The 16927-nt window shown below is 53.4% G+C and carries 24 protein-coding genes and 1 pseudogene; 18 read left to right on the top strand and 7 right to left on the bottom strand.

The annotated features are described in order from the left end of the window. Positions 1–150: 150 nt before the first annotated feature. Together BLW70_RS15690 and BLW70_RS15685 are read right to left on the bottom strand one after the other, a co-directional pair. Entirely contained in the window at positions 151–573 is a 423-nt protein-coding gene (locus tag BLW70_RS15690; protein WP_074875372.1) for a phage regulatory CII family protein, read from the bottom strand. Positions 574–865: 292 nt separating this feature from the next. Further along, a complete protein-coding gene (locus BLW70_RS15685; protein ID WP_074875370.1) occupies positions 866–1066 on the bottom strand; it encodes a Cro/CI family transcriptional regulator in 201 nt (66 codons plus the stop codon). A gap of 105 nt (positions 1067–1171) precedes the next feature. Here BLW70_RS15685 and BLW70_RS15680 point away from each other — a divergent pair, with 105 nt between their 5' ends. From BLW70_RS15680 to BLW70_RS31295, 17 genes are all read left to right on the top strand, one after another. Next, the gene (locus BLW70_RS15680; protein ID WP_083383373.1) at positions 1172–1906 is read left to right on the top strand and encodes a LexA family transcriptional regulator; all 735 of its coding nucleotides are present in this window, start codon (positions 1172–1174) and stop codon (positions 1904–1906) included. A 2-nt stretch (positions 1907–1908) separates the two neighbouring features. Then, positions 1909–2109 (top strand): hypothetical protein, encoded by a 201-nt coding sequence (locus BLW70_RS31100; RefSeq protein ID WP_074875368.1) that lies wholly within the window; start codon positions 1909–1911, stop codon positions 2107–2109. Beyond that, on the top strand, positions 2081–2332 hold the full coding sequence (locus tag BLW70_RS15670; protein WP_235865002.1) for a hypothetical protein: 252 nt from the start codon (positions 2081–2083) through the stop codon (positions 2330–2332). Before BLW70_RS31100 ends, BLW70_RS15670 begins: the two co-directional genes overlap by 29 nt. Before the next feature lie 219 nt (positions 2333–2551). Beyond that, complete coding sequence (locus BLW70_RS15665; RefSeq protein ID WP_074875364.1) at positions 2552–3379, top strand: HipA family kinase; 828 nt, start codon at positions 2552–2554, stop codon at positions 3377–3379. An 11-nt stretch (positions 3380–3390) separates the two neighbouring features. Continuing rightward, the gene (locus BLW70_RS15660; protein WP_074875362.1) at positions 3391–4221 is read left to right on the top strand and encodes a DUF3037 domain-containing protein; all 831 of its coding nucleotides are present in this window, start codon (positions 3391–3393) and stop codon (positions 4219–4221) included. Between the two features lie 635 nt (positions 4222–4856). Further along, positions 4857–5108 carry a DUF1654 domain-containing protein gene (locus BLW70_RS15655; protein ID WP_074875360.1) on the top strand — a complete coding sequence of 84 codons (252 nt, stop codon included), beginning with the start codon at positions 4857–4859 and terminating at the stop codon, positions 5106–5108. 435 nt (positions 5109–5543) lie between these two features. Then, positions 5544–6308: a hypothetical protein gene (locus BLW70_RS15650; RefSeq protein ID WP_074875358.1), complete on the top strand. Its 765-nt coding sequence runs from the start codon at positions 5544–5546 to the stop codon at positions 6306–6308. Between the two features lie 912 nt (positions 6309–7220). After that, a complete protein-coding gene (locus BLW70_RS15645; protein WP_328586402.1) occupies positions 7221–7526 on the top strand; it encodes a hypothetical protein in 306 nt (101 codons plus the stop codon). Next, entirely contained in the window at positions 7523–7738 is a 216-nt protein-coding gene (locus BLW70_RS15640; protein ID WP_074875354.1) for a hypothetical protein, read from the top strand. Before BLW70_RS15645 ends, BLW70_RS15640 begins: the two co-directional genes overlap by 4 nt. Beyond that, entirely contained in the window at positions 7735–7929 is a 195-nt protein-coding gene (locus tag BLW70_RS15635; protein ID WP_074875352.1) for a hypothetical protein, read from the top strand. The genes BLW70_RS15640 and BLW70_RS15635 overlap by 4 nt, the downstream gene beginning before the upstream one ends. 157 nt (positions 7930–8086) lie before the next feature. After that, the gene (locus BLW70_RS15630; RefSeq protein WP_074875350.1) at positions 8087–8839 is read left to right on the top strand and encodes a recombinase RecT; all 753 of its coding nucleotides are present in this window, start codon (positions 8087–8089) and stop codon (positions 8837–8839) included. Then, on the top strand, positions 8836–10467 hold the full coding sequence (locus tag BLW70_RS15625) for a YqaJ viral recombinase family protein (protein WP_074875348.1): 1632 nt from the start codon (positions 8836–8838) through the stop codon (positions 10465–10467). Before BLW70_RS15630 ends, BLW70_RS15625 begins: the two co-directional genes overlap by 4 nt. Then, positions 10464–10634, top strand: a complete 171-nt coding sequence (locus BLW70_RS30700; RefSeq protein ID WP_159439164.1) for a hypothetical protein — start codon at positions 10464–10466, stop codon at positions 10632–10634. Before BLW70_RS15625 ends, BLW70_RS30700 begins: the two co-directional genes overlap by 4 nt. A gap of 38 nt (positions 10635–10672) precedes the next feature. Continuing rightward, complete coding sequence (locus BLW70_RS15620; RefSeq protein WP_139273388.1) at positions 10673–10975, top strand: helix-turn-helix domain-containing protein; 303 nt, start codon at positions 10673–10675, stop codon at positions 10973–10975. 123 nt (positions 10976–11098) lie between these two features. Then, positions 11099–11704, top strand: coding sequence for a hypothetical protein (locus BLW70_RS15615; RefSeq protein WP_139273387.1), 606 nt, complete (start codon positions 11099–11101; stop codon positions 11702–11704). A 1-nt stretch (position 11705) separates the two neighbouring features. After that, positions 11706–12002, top strand: a complete 297-nt coding sequence (locus BLW70_RS15610) for a hypothetical protein (RefSeq protein ID WP_074875342.1) — start codon at positions 11706–11708, stop codon at positions 12000–12002. 471 nt (positions 12003–12473) lie between these two features. Further along, entirely contained in the window at positions 12474–12605 is a 132-nt protein-coding gene (locus tag BLW70_RS31295; RefSeq protein ID WP_268877135.1) for a hypothetical protein, read from the top strand. Between the two features lie 18 nt (positions 12606–12623). Here BLW70_RS31295 and BLW70_RS15600 read toward each other — a convergent pair whose 3' ends face one another. After that, the gene (locus BLW70_RS15600; protein ID WP_074875340.1) at positions 12624–13442 is read right to left on the bottom strand and encodes a toll/interleukin-1 receptor domain-containing protein; all 819 of its coding nucleotides are present in this window, start codon (positions 13440–13442) and stop codon (positions 12624–12626) included. 110 nt (positions 13443–13552) lie between these two features. On the opposite strand from BLW70_RS15600, the gene BLW70_RS15595 reads away from it, so the two are divergent. Next, positions 13553–14278, top strand: a complete 726-nt coding sequence (locus BLW70_RS15595; protein ID WP_074875338.1) for a hypothetical protein — start codon at positions 13553–13555, stop codon at positions 14276–14278. On the opposite strand, the gene BLW70_RS15590 is transcribed toward BLW70_RS15595, so the two are convergent. The 4 genes and pseudogenes from BLW70_RS15590 to BLW70_RS31670 form a co-directional block, all read right to left on the bottom strand. After that, positions 14275–14466, bottom strand: coding sequence for a hypothetical protein (locus BLW70_RS15590; RefSeq protein ID WP_174553765.1), 192 nt, complete (start codon positions 14464–14466; stop codon positions 14275–14277). The two genes, BLW70_RS15595 and BLW70_RS15590, sit on opposite strands and share 4 nt — an antisense overlap. A gap of 116 nt (positions 14467–14582) precedes the next feature. Then, entirely contained in the window at positions 14583–15332 is a 750-nt protein-coding gene (locus tag BLW70_RS15585) for a hypothetical protein (RefSeq protein WP_074875336.1), read from the bottom strand. A gap of 142 nt (positions 15333–15474) precedes the next feature. Next, positions 15475–16422, bottom strand: coding sequence for an HNH endonuclease (locus BLW70_RS15580; RefSeq protein WP_074875334.1), 948 nt, complete (start codon positions 16420–16422; stop codon positions 15475–15477). A 35-nt stretch (positions 16423–16457) separates the two neighbouring features. Next, positions 16458–16685 (bottom strand): annotated as a pseudogene (locus BLW70_RS31670) (DUF7662 domain-containing protein); the annotation flags it as partial. Positions 16686–16927 lie beyond the last annotated feature (242 nt).

Raw genomic sequence — 16927 nt, 5'->3', positions numbered from 1 at the left:
TATTTGATGCGCGACACGTTCTCGGGATTAACAAAACGTGTCGCGACATGGTTCGGGGTATTGCTTGAATTGGGTTGGCTCTGCATAATCGGCGCTCTCTAGTTTTGCGAATCAGCCGACCTTCTCCGTCGGCTTTTTTGTGCCTGAAACTCAGGCAGCCTTCAGCGACTCGCGCAGAACGTGCAGCGCGTCGATGGCTTCCTGGATGGCTTTGTCGCCCTGGGCTTTTTCGTGCTGGCTGATGTGGTTGTCAGAAGCGGCGTCGAAGATCAGTCGGCCGACGTCGCCGCACTCGGCGGTCAAATGGCACAGCGCAACCATCAGCGGTTTCGCTGCCGGACGCTCACGCTCCACCAAGTCAAAACTGAACTCGTCGGCCAAGGCTGCCAGCGGACCTTTGTCGCCGGTGTGTAGCAAGATCCCGTACAGGTGCTCGATGGTCAGGTGGTGAGCATCGTTGTCCGGGTTTGCGCGCTGGAGCAGGCTCACATGCGGAACTCCCATCTTGGCGCTAAGCGACTTCGCTTCGTTGTCCTTGACCGCGTCGTGGCAGGCCCGCAAGAACTTGTCCATTCGTAAAACCTCGTTTCTGTTTCCGTGGCGGCGTAATGCCAACAAGGCGATCATTCGTTCATCAACTGATCAGGGACGCATCCGTGACCTCTAATTCCGAATTGCAAGGTGAGATATCCGTCCTTTGTTGCATGGTGGTCGCCCTTGCTTCCACCCTTCCCCTGTCTTCTCAGCTCAAGCTTTGGCCTGCGTTTGAGCGAGTTGCCAGCCCTCTTAGAAGGAGGCTTGACCGTGAAGAGTTGCGCGGCTTCGAACGGGCTACTGCCTCGCTCAGCTCGCAGCGAGTTGTTGGTTAGCTGGCAAGGCGCTGGACTTGCCCGGGAAATGGCTTGATCTCTTCAGCCTTGAAAGATCCGTCCTCGAGCTCGATCACGTAGACGACCCGATCTGCACGAATTGCTTTGCTGATTCCGCCTTGGGTAAGCCCAAGAGCGGCAGCAGCCTTGATCTGCCCGACCTTTGTCACGAACTCTTTAAGTGGTGTGCGTTGCATACGGGATTCTCCTGCGCGATGCATGCACAAGTATTACTTGCGGTCTTTATTAAGTCAATATCGGCGGTCTTAGAATGTTAATACCCGAAGTAATACAGTTGGCCGATGAAAATTCCTGATAAAAAGCCAGCCAAAAAACGCCCCCTATCTGAGATAGAGGCGGCTGAGTGTTCCGCGCTGAATGCCATTTACAAGGCAAAAAAGAAGGCTCTTGGGATCAGCCAAGAGAAGATTGCGATCGAGGGCTTGAAGGCGAACAGCCAGAGCGCTGCAAGCCATTACTTGACCGGGCGAAATGCCCTAAATATTGAAGCCGCCGCAGTGTTCGCTCGCTACCTCCAAGTACCGGTTTCCGATTTCAGCGAGCGCCTGGCCAAAGAGATCAAGGGGATTTCTGGCTATTCAGAATCCAACGTCGGCGAATCCCGTCAGCCCATTGAGTCCTACCGCTACCCGGTGATCAGTTGGGTCGCCGCTGGCGCATGGGCCGAAGCAGTGGAGCCCTACCCGGCCGGCTTCTCGGATCGCTATGAGTTTTCCGAGTACGACTCAAAAGGTGCGGCGTTTTGGCTTGAGGTCAAAGGCGACTCGATGACTTCACCGGTTGGGCAAAGCATTACCGAAGGGACTCTAATTCTGGTCGATACGGAAGCAGAGGCTGCCCCCGGGAAGCTAGTGATCGCCAAGCTGCCGGATAGCAACGAAGCGACCTTCAAGAAGCTGGTCAATGACGGCGGCAAGCTGTTTCTGAAGCCGTTGAACCCTGGGTACCCGATTGAACCGTTTGACGAGCAATGCCGGATCGTGGGCGTCGTCGTGCGAGCGTTGCAGAAGTTCTGACAATGCCAAAGAAGCGGCCAGCCGACACTGCAGCAAGTGCTGCAGATATCGAGAGATCGATCCAGGCACTGAACAAAATGGCTGAGCGCCTTTGGGGAGATGGTCGAGAGACCGAGGCGAAAGCCCTCCTCGATGCCTTGGATGCGTTAATCCGTGCGCTAGATCGGATCAGGATTGGCGAAAGTCGCAGGGTTCTTCATTGAATACCGTCTTGGATCTGGAACGAGGGTTGATGGCATGGCGCACTCAGTTCAATACCAGATAACTGAATCCGTTCGCGTCGTTGAGATCGAGATTGGCAAACTGCTCGATTTGGCGGCAATGCTGAAAGACGCCGGAAATGATGTCTTGGCGGCGGCTGTCTCGAACCAGGCGAATAAGCTGCTTGAGGCTGCGGTAGCGCTACGAATTACGATGGCATGCTGAATGATGAACTGATGTGGCGGGATCGGCTGACTGCTTACGCCGGCGAGGTAAAGGCATGACGGATTGCGTACGTGGAAAGCTTTAACTGTTCGTGAACCTTCGTCTTTTTTCTGAAGGGTTTTCCGAGCCCATCGATAGGGCTGGCTCAGCGGTGCCAGTCTCAACTAGACTGCAAGCAATTCCACCTTAATAGCATTCATCATATTTTTGGACGGACCCATGACCGATGAGATTCTCCCTGGCAATGACAGCGATCCAACCCAAGAGCCGGGAAAGCGACTGCCAGTAGAGGCTCGGTATCAAAAGACATTAATTCCTGTGGATGCGATTACGACCTTCACAAGTACTCTGGGCACTGCCGACCTCAAGACTATCGTCGAAGGTCGTGACGGAAAACACTACGCGGTAAAAACGACCAGCGATGGCGCTGGCAAAATCCCTGCGTCAGAGCTCTTTTGCTATGAGCTCGCTTACCGCGTGGTGATCCCCACTCCGTCCTATTCCTTAATCAAATTGCCGACTGGAGAGTTGGCTTTCGGATCAGCGTGGGAGGGAGGCGTAATAAATGGCAATAGCAAAATTGACTACCCTACATTCATCGACAACGTTTTACGCGGAAACGTAAAGGTTACAAACCTGCAAAGCTTTTTTAGCAGATTGTATGCCTTCGATTTATTTGTAAACAATGTCGATCGCCACTGGAACAACTACTTATGGCGCACCAGTTTTGGCGATTCTCTTATTGCGCTGGCGTTTGACTTTAGCAAAGCTTGCTTTGAAGTTGGACACTCTGGCTTTGAGGCTACCCACCCCAGCACTAAGACACAGCTAATATTCTCCATGCTTAACGTTTCAAAGAACTATATTCGCGCAGAAGCGGTAGCTTGCCTTGAAGAGATTCGAGTTATAAGCAGTGAGGATGTTTCGACTATTCTAGAGAACTTTCCATCGTCTTGGATGTCAAAACATGATCGAAAGTCATATATTGATTGGTGGAGCTCGCAGGCGCGACACGACAGAATCGACTCTTTAATGAAATTATTGTAGGAGGTAATAAAGTGATTACCTTTAAATATTCAATAGTTAAGTACATGCCTGACCCTAAGCGAGGCGAGGTAGTCAATGTTGGCCTGGTCGTCTTTACAGAGCAAAAGGTCGATGTTCGTGTACTGAACGCATCCGCGAAAGTACGGGTAATTGATGGCACCTCAAGCGTAGCTGATTTGGACTCCCTTAAAAAAGGTCTTGAGTCGATTGCAGCTTGGGCGACCACTTCAGAACAGGCGATTAGTTTCCTAAAGACGTTTGACTCTTCTAATTCATTTATGGGCGAAATTTCCTATTTTATAATTGATGACATTAATCAATATGAAAAAAGAGTTTCAAACTTGTTCAATGAACTAGTGAAGCCGTATGCATCTAAAGAGAAAACTGTTAGAAGCTCAAGAATTCATACCTATGTAAAAAACATATTCGACGGAATGGATATGCTAGGAAAAGACTACGACGATCTAAGCAGGCACAAGGTGGTTCACAATTACCCCCTTAGTGACAAGTCAGGCTTTACGGCTGACTTTCTTTTAAAAAATGGTAAATTCCACATTACAGAAGCCATTGATTTTAACTTGAATGATCCAAGCGCCAAGTTCAAAGAAACAACAATGAAAGTAATGACTTTCATGGAGGGAAGAAAGTTTCTTGGCGAGGACTCAGCTAGATACTTTGTGTACTCCGCAAGTGCATCAAGAGAAAAAGATGTGCTTCCTCACATCAACCTAGCCGAAGAATATAGCGACCGAATTTTCAACTTAGAGTCTAAGGCTGAACATACGGAATACTTCAATTTGATGTCTTCGTTGGTAGGCCGAGACCTTCTCAGCATCCATTGAATGCGGCATTACCGTATAAAGCCTGAGCTCAGCACCGGGCTTTTCGTATCCGTCTGTCACACCTTCGTCACACCTACCAAGCACACTGCAGTCAGCCAAAGGGATTTGGCCACGTGCATAAAGAGCCCGGCCTAGCGCCGGGCTTTTTCGTTCTACCCTACCCTGGCCCGCCCATGCACTCTGCGGTGCTGGCAAGCAATGCCCCCGCCTGCTGGACAAGCTTTATCCACTCGTCGCTGGTGATAAGGTCGGCGCGTTCCATAGCGTCAGCCCGCCTCAACAGACCGAAGTTACTTAACCTCTGCGTCCATTTGGCTTCCGGCCAGTGTGAATAGCTCGCGCCAAGCTGTCATGGCCAGTCTTCGCTGTGCCTCTCTCATTGGAGCCCCTAGTGGTGATCTATGGGTCAGGTTACAGGGACCGTTCAGTATGATGGCACTCTGGGCGACCAATGGTGGCCGTGCGCCATGAACGAATAAAAGAATCTGAATAGAGCCCGCCAAGTGCGGGCTTTTTTGTGCCTGGAGAAAAAGCTCGCAAACCCCGGCTACCGAAACAAATAGGCCAATGTTTCTTGCCAAAATATGGCAAGAACAATACTGTACATACATACAGTTATAGCAAGGAGCTTTTCCATGTCACAAATCGCGTCACCCGCTTCGCATGCCAGAGACTCATATGAATTGGTAGGTCGGCGCATCCAGCGTCTGATAGCTGCTCCAGGCGTTCAGAAGGTCCAGGTCGTCACCGTCGCCCGCAACGATGATGAAAGCCCAGAGGCTTGGCGACAGGTAATCCAGGAAATCGAAGAAACGAGCGGCGTGCGCATTGAGCATCTGGACGGCGGCGCCGTCAGGATCGGATGGCGACAGTACTGCGAAGCGTGAAATAAGCCCGCCACTGAGCGGGCTTTTTATTACCTGTGATTTATTTTATTACCTGCGGTCTTGACGAGCAATATTATCGCTAGTAATGTTCACTCCATCGCAAGCCAGTCCCCACATCGGGACCAGCTGCGAAGGGTCGAGAGATCCGCCGCTCTTTAACAGCTCAGGATCCTCGCCATCGACTACCCCGGGTTTCAGCCGGTAAGTGCGAGCAACAAATAGTCGATGCCACGCCAGCTCTGGAACTGGCCGTGCCTTCCACATGAATGCACGCGAAACCACGCAAGCCAGCCGTACCAGCACCGAACACGAAATGTGCGACGACGGCCAGAGATATGAATCCGGCGATGCGCGTGGTGGAGACAACAGATTTCACTGGCTGGCCTTGGCGACAGGGCCAGACGGGAAATCAACCAATCAAGCACGGAGCATCAAATGAGCGAACAAACACTTCAAGCGCTGCTCGCTCAGCGCGTCACTGCTTTTGCGGACAGCGACAAGCCGGTCGAAATCATCGACGAGCACGTCAAGAAGATGTTCACGAACGTGGTCGACAACTGCTTCGGTCGTTATGGCGACATGGGCAAGCAGGTCGAAGAGGCAATCAAGGCCGCTCTGCCAGCCAATCTCACTGAAATCTTTGAGCTGACCCGCTACAACGCCATGATCGCCGCTGCACTGAAAGAAAAGTGGGAAAACAGCGGCGTCGAGGCTGACATGGTGCGCTTGGCGCAGACGCAGATCGATGAGGTTCTGAACAAAGACGCGATGCCTGAAGTGATCAGTTTACAGGCTCTCCTGGAGGCTTTTGTAGAGGACCACAAAGAGTCCGCTGCAGAAGAACACTGGGAGGCCCCCGACATCCGCTTCCAAGCATCCGACTACGGCGGCCTGCACATCTACTTCGATAAGAAACCCAAGGATCACGGGATTACGAGCTACTCCAGAAGCTCTGAGCGCAGCGAATACCTGCTCGACAACGCGATCCACATCAGCTTCGACCGCCACGGGAAAGACCGAGACGAAAAGGGTCGCGAGGTCGGATCGGTGTACGCCGCGAAGATCGACAACGAGAAGATCAGCCAAACCCTGAAATTCCGTTCTGAGTTCGAAAAGATGGTCGCCGCACTCTACTTCGGCTCTTCAAAGATCCTCGTCGATTGCGACGAAGACGAGTTCAGCTACGGCATTTATGACTGAGCATCACCTCTGCCCATTCAATGAGTGGGCAGACGGATGTAGATGAAAGCGGACGTGGCCTTGGACCAGCGGGAGCTGAGGCATTCAACAAATAGACGTAGCGGCCTTATTCGGCCATCTGCATCCCGAGCACCTGGTACTCCCCAGCACCTGGCCGCATCGGAGAGTGATCGAAGCGTGCCCAAGCGGGCTGCAGCGCTAGGATCGCAAAGCCCCGGGAATCTCCTGAGCCGGTATGAGCGAGACGGCCAACACTATAAACGCGGCGGGAAACAAGCAGGGGTTGCGCCCTGGTGTTTCGATCACTCTCCGATGCGGACGAAACTGCGGCCTATAACCGCCCACCTGCATGCAACAAACCAGAGAACGGCGAGCGCCCGCCAAGATGCCAACGGCGCGCATTGAAGGATGACCATCATGAAATAGACCAACGCTTCCCCGCGTGGCGTAGCAAGCCTGAAGGCTGCGCCCAACACCCATACAGGCAGCGGACAGTAGGCCGTCGATGTCACCGCACATCGGCCGGAGTTCCGGTAGGCCACCCCAGCGCACGAAGACAACTTGATGCTGCAAACCCAGGCCGTCGCCAGTAGCGAGCCTGGGCACCTTCCCGACTAAATCCGCATGCACTCCCCTCCGCGCCCAACGGCAACCAGCGGAACGGATGAGTGCAGCCGAGTTTTGTTGACGAAAGGCCCGCATGGCCGATGAATCCCGCCGCATTGGCTGCGGTCAATATGTTTAAAACGGATGGGTGGTCCTCGCCTACTCCACCTCGCCCATCTGGAGGCGATCATGAACACCCCGCATAGTTCGCAGATTAAACACCAGCCCCGCATGCCGCCTCCAGTGAGTAGTAGCCCGCCGAATACAGCTCGCTCTGAATGGCTTTACAACGCTGCCGAGGACCTGATGCGAGGCTCTGACGTGATCATCCAGCGCCGCATGCGCCAGCCACACGGCGTGACGGCGGATCAATTCGCGCTGGCGGTTGATGAGTACGTCAACAATCGCCTTGCTGACTGCAAGGTTCAGACCTCTGCGCTTGGCTGGCTGATCATCACCGCCGAGCGAGGACTGGCCGACAAGACCGCTACAGCCGAACTGCTGGGTCCCAGCGATCACCCACTGGGCAAGCTTGGCGAAATCGCCGAGGCGCTACTTGAGCCACTGGCCGATGAAGCTCTGATCGCCCAAGCCGAGGACAGCGAGCTGTGAGCACCCAGAAAGCTATTGCCTGTATTGAGTTCGAGATAGCGAGACTTTCGCGCTCTTTCAACCCGGTGCCGGACCGAACGTTTGTTATGGGCATGATCGAATTGGCCGAAATCGCCGAGCTTATCGATCGCGCCACGGCAAACCGTTTCCGCGATGCGCTTGATGCGAAGTTCTGCGAGCGCAATGATTTCTTGAAGAGGACTTCCACTTGAGTACTGCATCGGTTAAATCACTGATCGACGAGCAGCTCGACGAGATCGAATCGAAGCTGGTCCTGCTGGGTTTTGGCCTACCGTTCAACGAGGTGATTGGCAGGTCTCGCGAAGCCCTAGTTGCCAGCCTGCCACGCCGTCTGGCGGCAACCATGAAAGGCGGCCGGATCGCGGTGAGAATTCGGCCATGACTGCCTATCAGCGCGCAAAGCGCTTTTGGTTCTGGCGCGGCTCAGCCATCGCCCTGCTCTTCTTTACCGCCTGGATGCTGGCAAGCGCCTACTGCTCGCAGCTCACTCAATAACCCACAACTTCAAACGCTGCGTGCATCGCGGCAAGGATTCGCTCGTGTCCGAATTAACCACAAAGCAAAGCTTCAGCCTGACGCCGTCGTCGCTTACCGAGGCAATGGCTTTCGCCGACATCCTGGCCAAGTCGACCATCGTGCCGAAAGAGTTCCTCGGCAACCCGGGCAACATCTTGGTTGCAATCCAGTGGGGTTTGGAGCTGGGCCTGCAACCGCTGCAAGCAATGCAGAACATCGCGGTCATCAACGGGCGGCCAGCGCTTTGGGGCGACGCAGTGATCGCCTTGGTGCGCGGCTCGCCTCTGTGCGAGTACGTCTACGAGAGCGACGACGGCCACACGGCCACTTGCCGGGTGAAGCGCCGCGGCGAAGACGAGCAGGCTCGCACCTTCGACATGGAAGATGCAAAAACGGCAGGCCTGATGGGCAAACAAGGCCCGTGGACACAGCACCCGAAACGCATGCGCCAGATGCGCGCCCGGGCCTTCGCCTTGCGTGACGTATTCCCTGATGTGTTGCGCGGTATGCCGGTCGCCGAAGAGCTGCAGGACATGCCGAAAGAGCGCGAGAACGGCCAGCCTCTGGCCAGCGTAGCCAAGATCGAGGCACCGACGGAGCTAGAGGCGTATCCCGACGAGAAGCTGACAGAGAACCTGCCGAAATGGCGCAAGGCGATCGAGGGCGGCAAGTCTCCCGAGCAAGTGATCGCCACTGTCAGCAGCAAATACACGCTGACCGCCGAACAAATCGACTCCATTAACCAGCTCAAGCCACTCGAAGGTGAAGCAGCATGAAAATTCACAACGTAGCTCAAGGCTCCGCCGAGTGGCACGCACTGCGCGCTCAACACTTCACCGCCTCCGAAGCCCCTGCAATGAAGGGTGCCTCGAAATACCAGACCCGCACCGACCTGCTGACCCTGAAGAAGACCGGCATCACCCCGGACGTCACGCCGTCGCAGCAGTACATCTTCGACAAAGGCCACGCCACTGAAGCATCAGCCCGTCCGCTGGTTGAAGCGATGATCGGCGAAGAGCTGTATCCGGTTGTTGGCACGCTGGGAAATCTGCTGGCCTCAATGGACGGCGCGACGATGCTCGGCGAGACGTTGTTTGAGCACAAGCTCTGGAACGAATCGCTGGTCGCCCAGGTGAAGGCTGAAAACCTGGCCCCGCACTATTACTGGCAACTTGAGCAACAGCTGCTGGTCAGCGGCGCCGAGCGAGTGATCTTCGTTTGCTCAGACGGCACCGCCGAGAACTTCGTCAGCATGGAATACCGTCCGGTCGCTGGCCGCGCCGAACAGTTGATCGAAGGCTGGAAGCAGTTCGAAGCGGACCTCGGCGTCCATGTAGTGGCTGATGCCCCTTCGATCGTCGTCGGCAAGGCGCCCGACGAACTGCCAGCGCTGCGTATCGAACTCACCGGCATGGTTACCGCGAGCAACCTCAAGCTGTTCGAGCAATCAGCACTGGCGGTCATCGACTCGGTGAAAACCACGCTGCAAACGGACCAGGACTTCGCGGACGCCAAGAAGGCCGTGAAATGGTGCGGCGATGTGGAAGAAGCCGTCGCCGCGGCGAAGAAGCAGGCGCTGTCGCAAACCGCAACCATCGACGAGCTGTTCTCGTCGCTGGATCGCGTCTCGGCACATGCCCGCGAAACTCGCCTGAAAGTAGACAAGCTGGTGAAGGCGCAGGAACTGCTGGTGAAGACCAACATAAAACAGAAGGCCGAACAGGCGCTGATTGATCACATCGCCGCGATTAACAAGACCCTGGGCAAAGTGGTTCTTCCAAACGTGGCCGCTGACTTTGCTGGCGCCATGAAAAACAAGCGCACCATCGCCAGTCTGCAGGATGCTGTTGATACCGAGCTGGCCCGGGCAAAGATCGATGCGAGCCAGGCAGCTGACTGCATTCGTCTGAACCTGACCAGCCTGGCCGAGCTCGCCACCGACCACGCGTTCCTGTTCAACGACATCCAGCAGTTGGTGACAAAAGCCAATGACGACCTGGTGACGCTGATCAAATTTCGGATATCGGAGCATGAGAAAGCCGAGGAAGAGAAAGCCGAAGCCACTCGGAAGCAAATTCGTGAGGAAGAGCTGCAGCGGATCGCCGACGATGAAAAGGCCAAATTGGCCGTCGCGCCTGTTGTTGAAACTGCACCTGTAGTGACACCCGCGCCAGTAAGAGCAGCGCCAACAATGCATCAGGCGGCATCCAAACCTGTGACGGCACCAGCGGTGAATATGCAGGCCGAGGTCTTCGATCTTGAGGTGCTGGTCAAAGCCGTGGCTTGCGGCCAGGCCCCTCTATCGATTCTGTCTGTCAACTGGGAAGCGCTCGATGCTCTTGTCGCGAATCAGGGCTCCAAGTTCAGCATGGCCGGCGTGAGGCTGGTAAAGGTGGCCGCATGATCAGCAACCACCTCAACATCATCAACGAGCGCCAGCCGGTGGCCAACGAACTCGCCGCCCGAGTCGCGCAGTTCCTGGCCATGGGCGGAGAGATCCACGCTCCGGAGTCCAATGCGCCCCTCAGGTCTTTATCCGCCAGCCTCCGAACTTCCAACGGCCCGCGGTGAAATCCGAAACGTCGCAGCAGATTTCGCGGATCCGCGCCTTGGCCAAGAAACTGACCAGGTCCGAAATATGCGAGCAAGAAAGTATAACGATGGGGGTTCTTCGGGGCATTGCTGCGCGCTACGCCATTGAGTTCACCGCCGGCCCGAAGAAGGCTTTCGCGCCGAACAAGACGGCGCTTGAATCCGATGCATTGCTGGTCACCCAGGTGAAGGACTGCATAGCCAAAGGCATGAACCGAACGCGATGCTGCGCAGCCCTGGGCATCAGCTCAACGCTGCTCTACCGGTTGATCAAGGATTACGACATCGATTATCCGAAGCTGGAGCCGACGTTTCGATGAAGAGCCGGTCACAACAACGCAAACGACAAACCTGGCTGGATATACTGCCAAGCGGGATATCAGGGATAGAGGCCGCCAATGACAGTAAAAATAACGCTACCGAAGTGGGATGGAGTCAGTCGCGTGCTGACGTATACAGAGAAAAAGCGAGTCCGCGCTGCCGAAAAGGCTCTCTGGAATGCTTTGACACGTGAGCAGCAGCTTGAGAAAGAAGGCGCTGCCTACGACGCTTACTGCAAGGTTCTCTACAAAAACGATCCAAATAGCCTGAGCCGGCAAGTGCTGAGCACTCGACCAGGACTCAGCGAAGAGTACGAAGACTGGAAAGCCAGAAACAACATACCTAGTCGTCGGGAGATGGCAAGGCAGCACGGCCTCAAGCGATACGCATCGCAAAAGCAGAGAACGCCCACCTTCAACGAAGAGTTTGACCGGTTTGTTTGGCGAGAACTCTGCTTGTTGCGAGCCGACAGAGAGAAAGCAACCGGCATCCGCTGGGCCATTGATCACATGCTCCCGCTGCAGGGTAAGCGAGTATCGGGGCTCCACACTGCTCATAACTGGCAACTGATCCCTCGCTGGATGAATAACGACAAGCTTAACCGTGTCGTGCTCACGCAGCCGGATGAGTGGATCGCCTACCTGGGTCACAAATGGCTTCCTGCTGACCTCTTCTGCCAGCGCTGGAGGTCGAGCCCGAATTACGACTTCTACTCAGTGGACTACTGAAATGGCCATGACAGCACGTGAGCGATCGGCGTTGGCTGCGGCCAAACGCGAGATCTACGCAGAAAAAGAGCTGAGGCACCGGGTTCGTCCAGGCATCGAGAAGATGTTGGCTGACCTGATGGCCTGGCATCAAGTCGGCGAGCAGAACGAAGCTATTCAGAACTTGATCCTCAATGCGCACGCCCTGGGCCCCGAAGGCTCGACAGACGCAATGCGCACTCCGCGACACGAAATAACAGTCAGTAAACGTGTCGCGGAAATGCTCGACGCGTTTGTTGCGCCGCCAGAAGACGATTAGCCGCCTGCCTGTAACCGCTTAGCTTGGTGTCGTGTACAAGTGACTAACGCATGTTCCACAGACCGCCCGCCCTTTAGCTGCGCAAGCGATCCGAGCCTCTGCCTCGGGCTTGCAACCAAATTCTTGGCCGCCGCCTTCAGTGTTGTTCATTTTCTTACATATCGATTTGAAAGGGACTGAGCAATTCACATTCACTTCCCCTGCGATCCACTCCCCTTGGAACAAATGATACTCATTGGAATCAGCCTTTTTCCAGAGCGTATAAACAGCCATTTTACTTCCCTGCTTGATGATGGCGACTTGCCAACAAGCGGTGTAATCCAAATCGGCAACGCCTGCAATCATCAAAAAGCAGCATAACCACACCCCACTGTCGCATCCGGTCACGGAGGACGGTGACTGACTGGAGCAAGCCCGCGCCGACGACAGACATGGCTGGATATACCAGCCCAGGAATTGAAGAGGCAGGCCATGGCCGAAAAATTGGAGCAGGAGCAGGAGCCGACGGAGGAAGTCTTCCGGCTCTATTGCCGGTCCGCCGTGATAACTTACCGCAACCTAAATTGCCACTACTATATCCTGCGCGTCAACGGTGAGAGTTGAGATTGAATATGCATAGCTTTAGGCAGCAGTTATCGGGCCAACCTGCACACCATGACTTAAACTACTCTTAAGGACTGTCCCCTTTCGGAACTTTCTTAATAACAAATCCAAATTTTCCCTAGGAAAATTCAACTGATCTGCAACACTTATTATTTTTTCTACCGGCACACTTTGTTCTATCAAAGCTTTCAAGTAAGAAGCTTTTTCATCGAAATTGAATTCTGGAACTCGGTCTTCAGACGACACAACTCTCGACTCTAGATCCCTGATCCTATTAGAAAGAGATCGAGTATTTGCCAAAATTTCAGCAAGCATACTTTCTTCCGATCGTGGAACGACCTCCACCCCTAGCGGATTAAGATCAAGCGCCAGTTGAAACTTAGATTCAAACTGAGGCCAGTACGTATCAAAGACTTGACGGAGAACTCTTTCTTCTAATTTATTAGAATCCAAGCAAGTATTCAAAGATGAGATAAGTCCCCACATTGAAACTTTTTCAGGAAACGTATGATTAAACTGGGCCAGTGGATCTTCGATTTCGCTTGATTCAAGATCTATCAAAAATGTACACACTCTGTTAGTGCTCAGACCTTTGGCCAGTGCTCCAGTTTCGAACAGTATCCAAGGTTTATTTTTGTTTTCTTGAGTCAAACAAACAATCCCAGCAGCAGTATCTTTTAGTTGATCTGCAATCTCAGAAAACCAAATGGCACCCTTATCAATATCTCTCGTCGAAATCCAAGGCTGTGAAGCCTGTAGAACACACTTTATCCAATCACTTATTAATTCAGCAACAGCCTTGCTTCTTTGACCAGACCAACTGACAAAGACTTTCATTGACTAGCTACCTACGCTGATAAATAGACTCGAAAAATCTCATATTTTTGCCCAGAAAGCCATAACTGCCCCCCGATGCCGTCGAGATTCAGTCGTCTACAGGAATATTTATGATTCACTATCATGGAACCCCGATCGGCGGGACTCGTCAGGACGGTGCCCGCTTCCTCGGCGGCCGGCATGCGCTGGTGCCGTTTCCACGCAAGGACGACATGGGCATTGTCGCCGACGTCTGTCAGTCATTTGTCTTCGACAACGGCGCGTTTTCAGTCTGGAAGAAAGGCGGCACCCTTGACGTCGACGGATATACCCGCTGGGTTGAGCAGTGGCACCGGCATCCCGGTTTCGACTGGGCACTCATCCCGGACGTGATCGACGGTGACGAGTTTGCGAACGACACGCTTATCGCGGCCTGGCCCGAGGAATTACGAGGTGTCCCGGTCTGGCACCTTCATGAAACGCTTGATAGGTTGCAGCGGCTGGCGAGTAAATGGCCAACAGTGGCTATCGGCAGTTCCGGTCAGTGGGCAAGCCCAGACACAGCGTCATGGTGGAAACGAATCGGCGCGGCGATGGATGCAATCTGCGACGAACACGGGAGGCCAACGTGCCGCCTTCACGGCCTGCGCATGCTCGACCCAGCAATCTTCCAAAACCTGCCCTTCACTTCAGCCGACTCGACAAACGCCGCAGTGAACGGAGGCAGCATCAGCCGGTTCGGTATGTACGCCCCGCCAACCGCCGGTCAACGCGCCAACGTCATCGCCGACCGGATCGAGTCGCACAATAGTTCACCAATTTGGCGACGGGAAATGCAGGTTGAGATGGCTCTCTAGGGAAGCACAGCATTTGCATCCAAGACCCGCCAAATCTCCCCCGGCGTTCCGTCAGTTTCTACTACGAGAACCGTCTCTCCATTCTGATTGCTTTCGATATCAACGACGATGCCGATTCGGCAGTCCACCGCGTGTTGATCGACTACAGGATCGCCAACTTCAAAAATAAACTTTTCACCAATGATCACAATCGTCTCCTTGATCCGGCTCCATGCCGGGTCGAAACACAAATACTCATATTCCACATTCCTAGCCAGTGATGTGGCGCTTTGCCATGGACGCTTAAGTCTTATTCAGAAACGCTTCAGATCGTATTTTTGGACGTCGAACGAAACGCGTGCGGGGTCATCCCGCTTTTGACTTTAATAATAAAACTCTTGAATGCTTCTTCAAAACGACTTGATTCCGCCATCAGGTGCAAATCAGCATCAATCATTCCAAACTTACTGATGCGCCCTAGCACCGAACACAAGTTACCTATATACCTACTCACATTTTCCTCATTAAAGCCACTTGGTGTATAGCCACTCATATAAACTTGCTCAGTCTCCACTGAGACATTGCGCACACATATCTCACTAGTCAAAATCATAACCAAAACCATCCATCGTTCAATCAGCAGATCTCCAGGATGACGAAGATATTCAATTACTGAAAAATATGACCTCTTCCAACTCTCAAGCTTCTCCAAGTCACCTTCTACTTTAAACTGCAACAACGGATTCCGATTAGTAGGAAAAACCCTATCATACAAAGTAATACGATCATAAAAAACAACACCTAAATCCAGCTCAGTCTGAGTCAGCATTTCATCGAATTGCTTTCGGTGCTCTGCCGAATTACTTAGTCTTTCGCTACTACGACTTCCAGCGGCCATTTGCGCAGAAATTTTAGCACTTTGCCAAGCTGCAATTGCCGCAGCCAAAGTTCCTAAAGCAGAAATCATCCCAATAAAGTCTGTCAAACCCAACTGCCCAGGGACAATTTTTGAAAAAACAATCCCAGAGGCAAACAAAGAGAAACAAAGCGCCCAAACCAACCAATCCCTACCCAATTTCCCACTCCACTTCGCTGAACATTCCTACGCGCCAACAAGCCCGCTGCACTTTAGATAAAACCCCACACAAATACCCCACCTCAACGAATCACGCCAGCGGGCAAGGATCCTGTATGCGCAATAAAAGCCCCCCTCCGAATCAGCTCCTCGCTTCAATGCTGCCTTTAAACACTTTATTTCGGTGGTGCTCAAGATAACGGCACTGTCCCACGCTGAACTTCCCGACATTTTTCTTCAGGTCAACATTCCATGCCGCCATCACCTGTTCCGCCCCGGGCACTGACAGCAGGTCTCCATTATCACTAAAAGATATCCATCCGCGATCAAATAGCTTATCGATGTGAGGCGCCAGCATTAGGCCGTTGCAACCATCTAAACGCTCATCATTAGCGCAGTCCTTCCAGGGTTTGATGTGACTAGCTATCAAAAAACTTTGATCTTCAACACCTGTGATACGGCACCGCGATTCGATCGCCAAGGCTCGCAAACGAAAAACGCCCTGCCCGCGTCGAGATCGAATCAGTTGCTCTTTCTCTGTTTCAGGAATGGCTTCAGAGGCCTGAATTTCATCCTCGGCGACGTCTGCCTCTACCAGTTGTTTTAGGTCCTGGATTGACTGAACTACATCTGGGTTAAGTTTGCTGGCTACATCAAGAACCAGATGGCCTAGCTCCGATGAAATCGCTGCTAGGTAGCAGCCTTGATTTCCATTTCCGTTTGCTTGCAGGGGGGAACTCTTACTAGGTAACAATGGCTGAACGCGGGCGATATGGCTCTTTGGAGAAATAGGAGAAGACAAAGCAGTCCATTCGATCGGCACAAGCCACCCACGGTCAGCCCAGTTGGCGCCTGCCGAGCCAAACTCTTCAGGCTTCAAAGCCTCAGAACAATGCTGTTTGGCGACACCGATGGCTTTGATTTTTCCATCAGCGTAGGACACAACAACATCGCCAGCCTTCACCTGTGTCAAATTATCGTATGTTCTATTGCGGGCCCCGTTCTTGTTAGTTTTGGGTGACCAGATATAACCGCCTTCAAACTCAGATTTAAAAGTCTGCTTGTGGTTGACCCACCAGAAGCTCTGCACTTGTTTTTTAAGCCAGCTAGAATGCGCTGAAAAACTACTGTTTCATTTACCCTATCAAGCGACCCGCACTCCCACCCAGCAGCGATCCACTGGTGCGCCCAAGAATGAGTGTCATCCGTCCGCGAGTTAGCCCACCAAGCGTCATGGTTTCTTGCGCTGGGCGGTAGACCATTGACTAACATATCAATCTGAGCAAATCCCAGCTTAACGGAGTCGAGGGCCTGGGCTCTCAGATAGTCTGCTAACGGCGCATATTTGCTCACGGCTCACCTCCTTGCTTGAGGATGAGAGCATATTGACATCACGTTGCGACCGCAACACCGTCAGCCCGCCTCCGATGGCAGCACTGCCCCGGGCTAACGATCCTTGGCGCGCAATTGAACGCCTAGCCGCTGCAGCGTAATCACGCGAATAAGGCCTGCCACGGCATCGTGTTGAGCCATTCGATGAGTCGACCCAAAAGGGTTATCACTTGGTCGGTCAGGAGCTGTAGCAGCAGATCTTC

Source organism: Pseudomonas frederiksbergensis, from assembly GCF_900105495.1.
Lineage (GTDB): Bacteria > Pseudomonadota > Gammaproteobacteria > Pseudomonadales > Pseudomonadaceae > Aquipseudomonas > Aquipseudomonas frederiksbergensis.
Note: the sequence above shows the minus strand (reverse complement) of the source record. Positions and strands in the feature narration are given on the sequence as shown.

Coding starts and splice junctions, on each gene's coding strand:
- BLW70_RS15690 (WP_074875372.1), bottom strand. CDS start 573: ATGGACAAGTTCTTGCGGGCCTGCCACGACGCGGTCAAGGACAACGAA.
- BLW70_RS15685 (WP_074875370.1), bottom strand. CDS start 1,066: ATGCAACGCACACCACTTAAAGAGTTCGTGACAAAGGTCGGGCAGATC.
- BLW70_RS15680 (WP_083383373.1), top strand. CDS start 1,172: ATGAAAATTCCTGATAAAAAGCCAGCCAAAAAACGCCCCCTATCTGAG.
- BLW70_RS31100 (WP_074875368.1), top strand. CDS start 1,909: ATGCCAAAGAAGCGGCCAGCCGACACTGCAGCAAGTGCTGCAGATATC.
- BLW70_RS15665 (WP_074875364.1), top strand. CDS start 2,552: ATGACCGATGAGATTCTCCCTGGCAATGACAGCGATCCAACCCAAGAG.
- BLW70_RS15655 (WP_074875360.1), top strand. CDS start 4,857: ATGTCACAAATCGCGTCACCCGCTTCGCATGCCAGAGACTCATATGAA.
- BLW70_RS15650 (WP_074875358.1), top strand. CDS start 5,544: ATGAGCGAACAAACACTTCAAGCGCTGCTCGCTCAGCGCGTCACTGCT.
- BLW70_RS15645 (WP_328586402.1), top strand. CDS start 7,221: ATGCGAGGCTCTGACGTGATCATCCAGCGCCGCATGCGCCAGCCACAC.
- BLW70_RS15625 (WP_074875348.1), top strand. CDS start 8,836: ATGAAAATTCACAACGTAGCTCAAGGCTCCGCCGAGTGGCACGCACTG.
- BLW70_RS30700 (WP_159439164.1), top strand. CDS start 10,464: ATGATCAGCAACCACCTCAACATCATCAACGAGCGCCAGCCGGTGGCC.
- BLW70_RS15610 (WP_074875342.1), top strand. CDS start 11,706: ATGGCCATGACAGCACGTGAGCGATCGGCGTTGGCTGCGGCCAAACGC.
- BLW70_RS31295 (WP_268877135.1), top strand. CDS start 12,474: ATGGCCGAAAAATTGGAGCAGGAGCAGGAGCCGACGGAGGAAGTCTTC.
- BLW70_RS15600 (WP_074875340.1), bottom strand. CDS start 13,442: ATGAAAGTCTTTGTCAGTTGGTCTGGTCAAAGAAGCAAGGCTGTTGCT.
- BLW70_RS15595 (WP_074875338.1), top strand. CDS start 13,553: ATGATTCACTATCATGGAACCCCGATCGGCGGGACTCGTCAGGACGGT.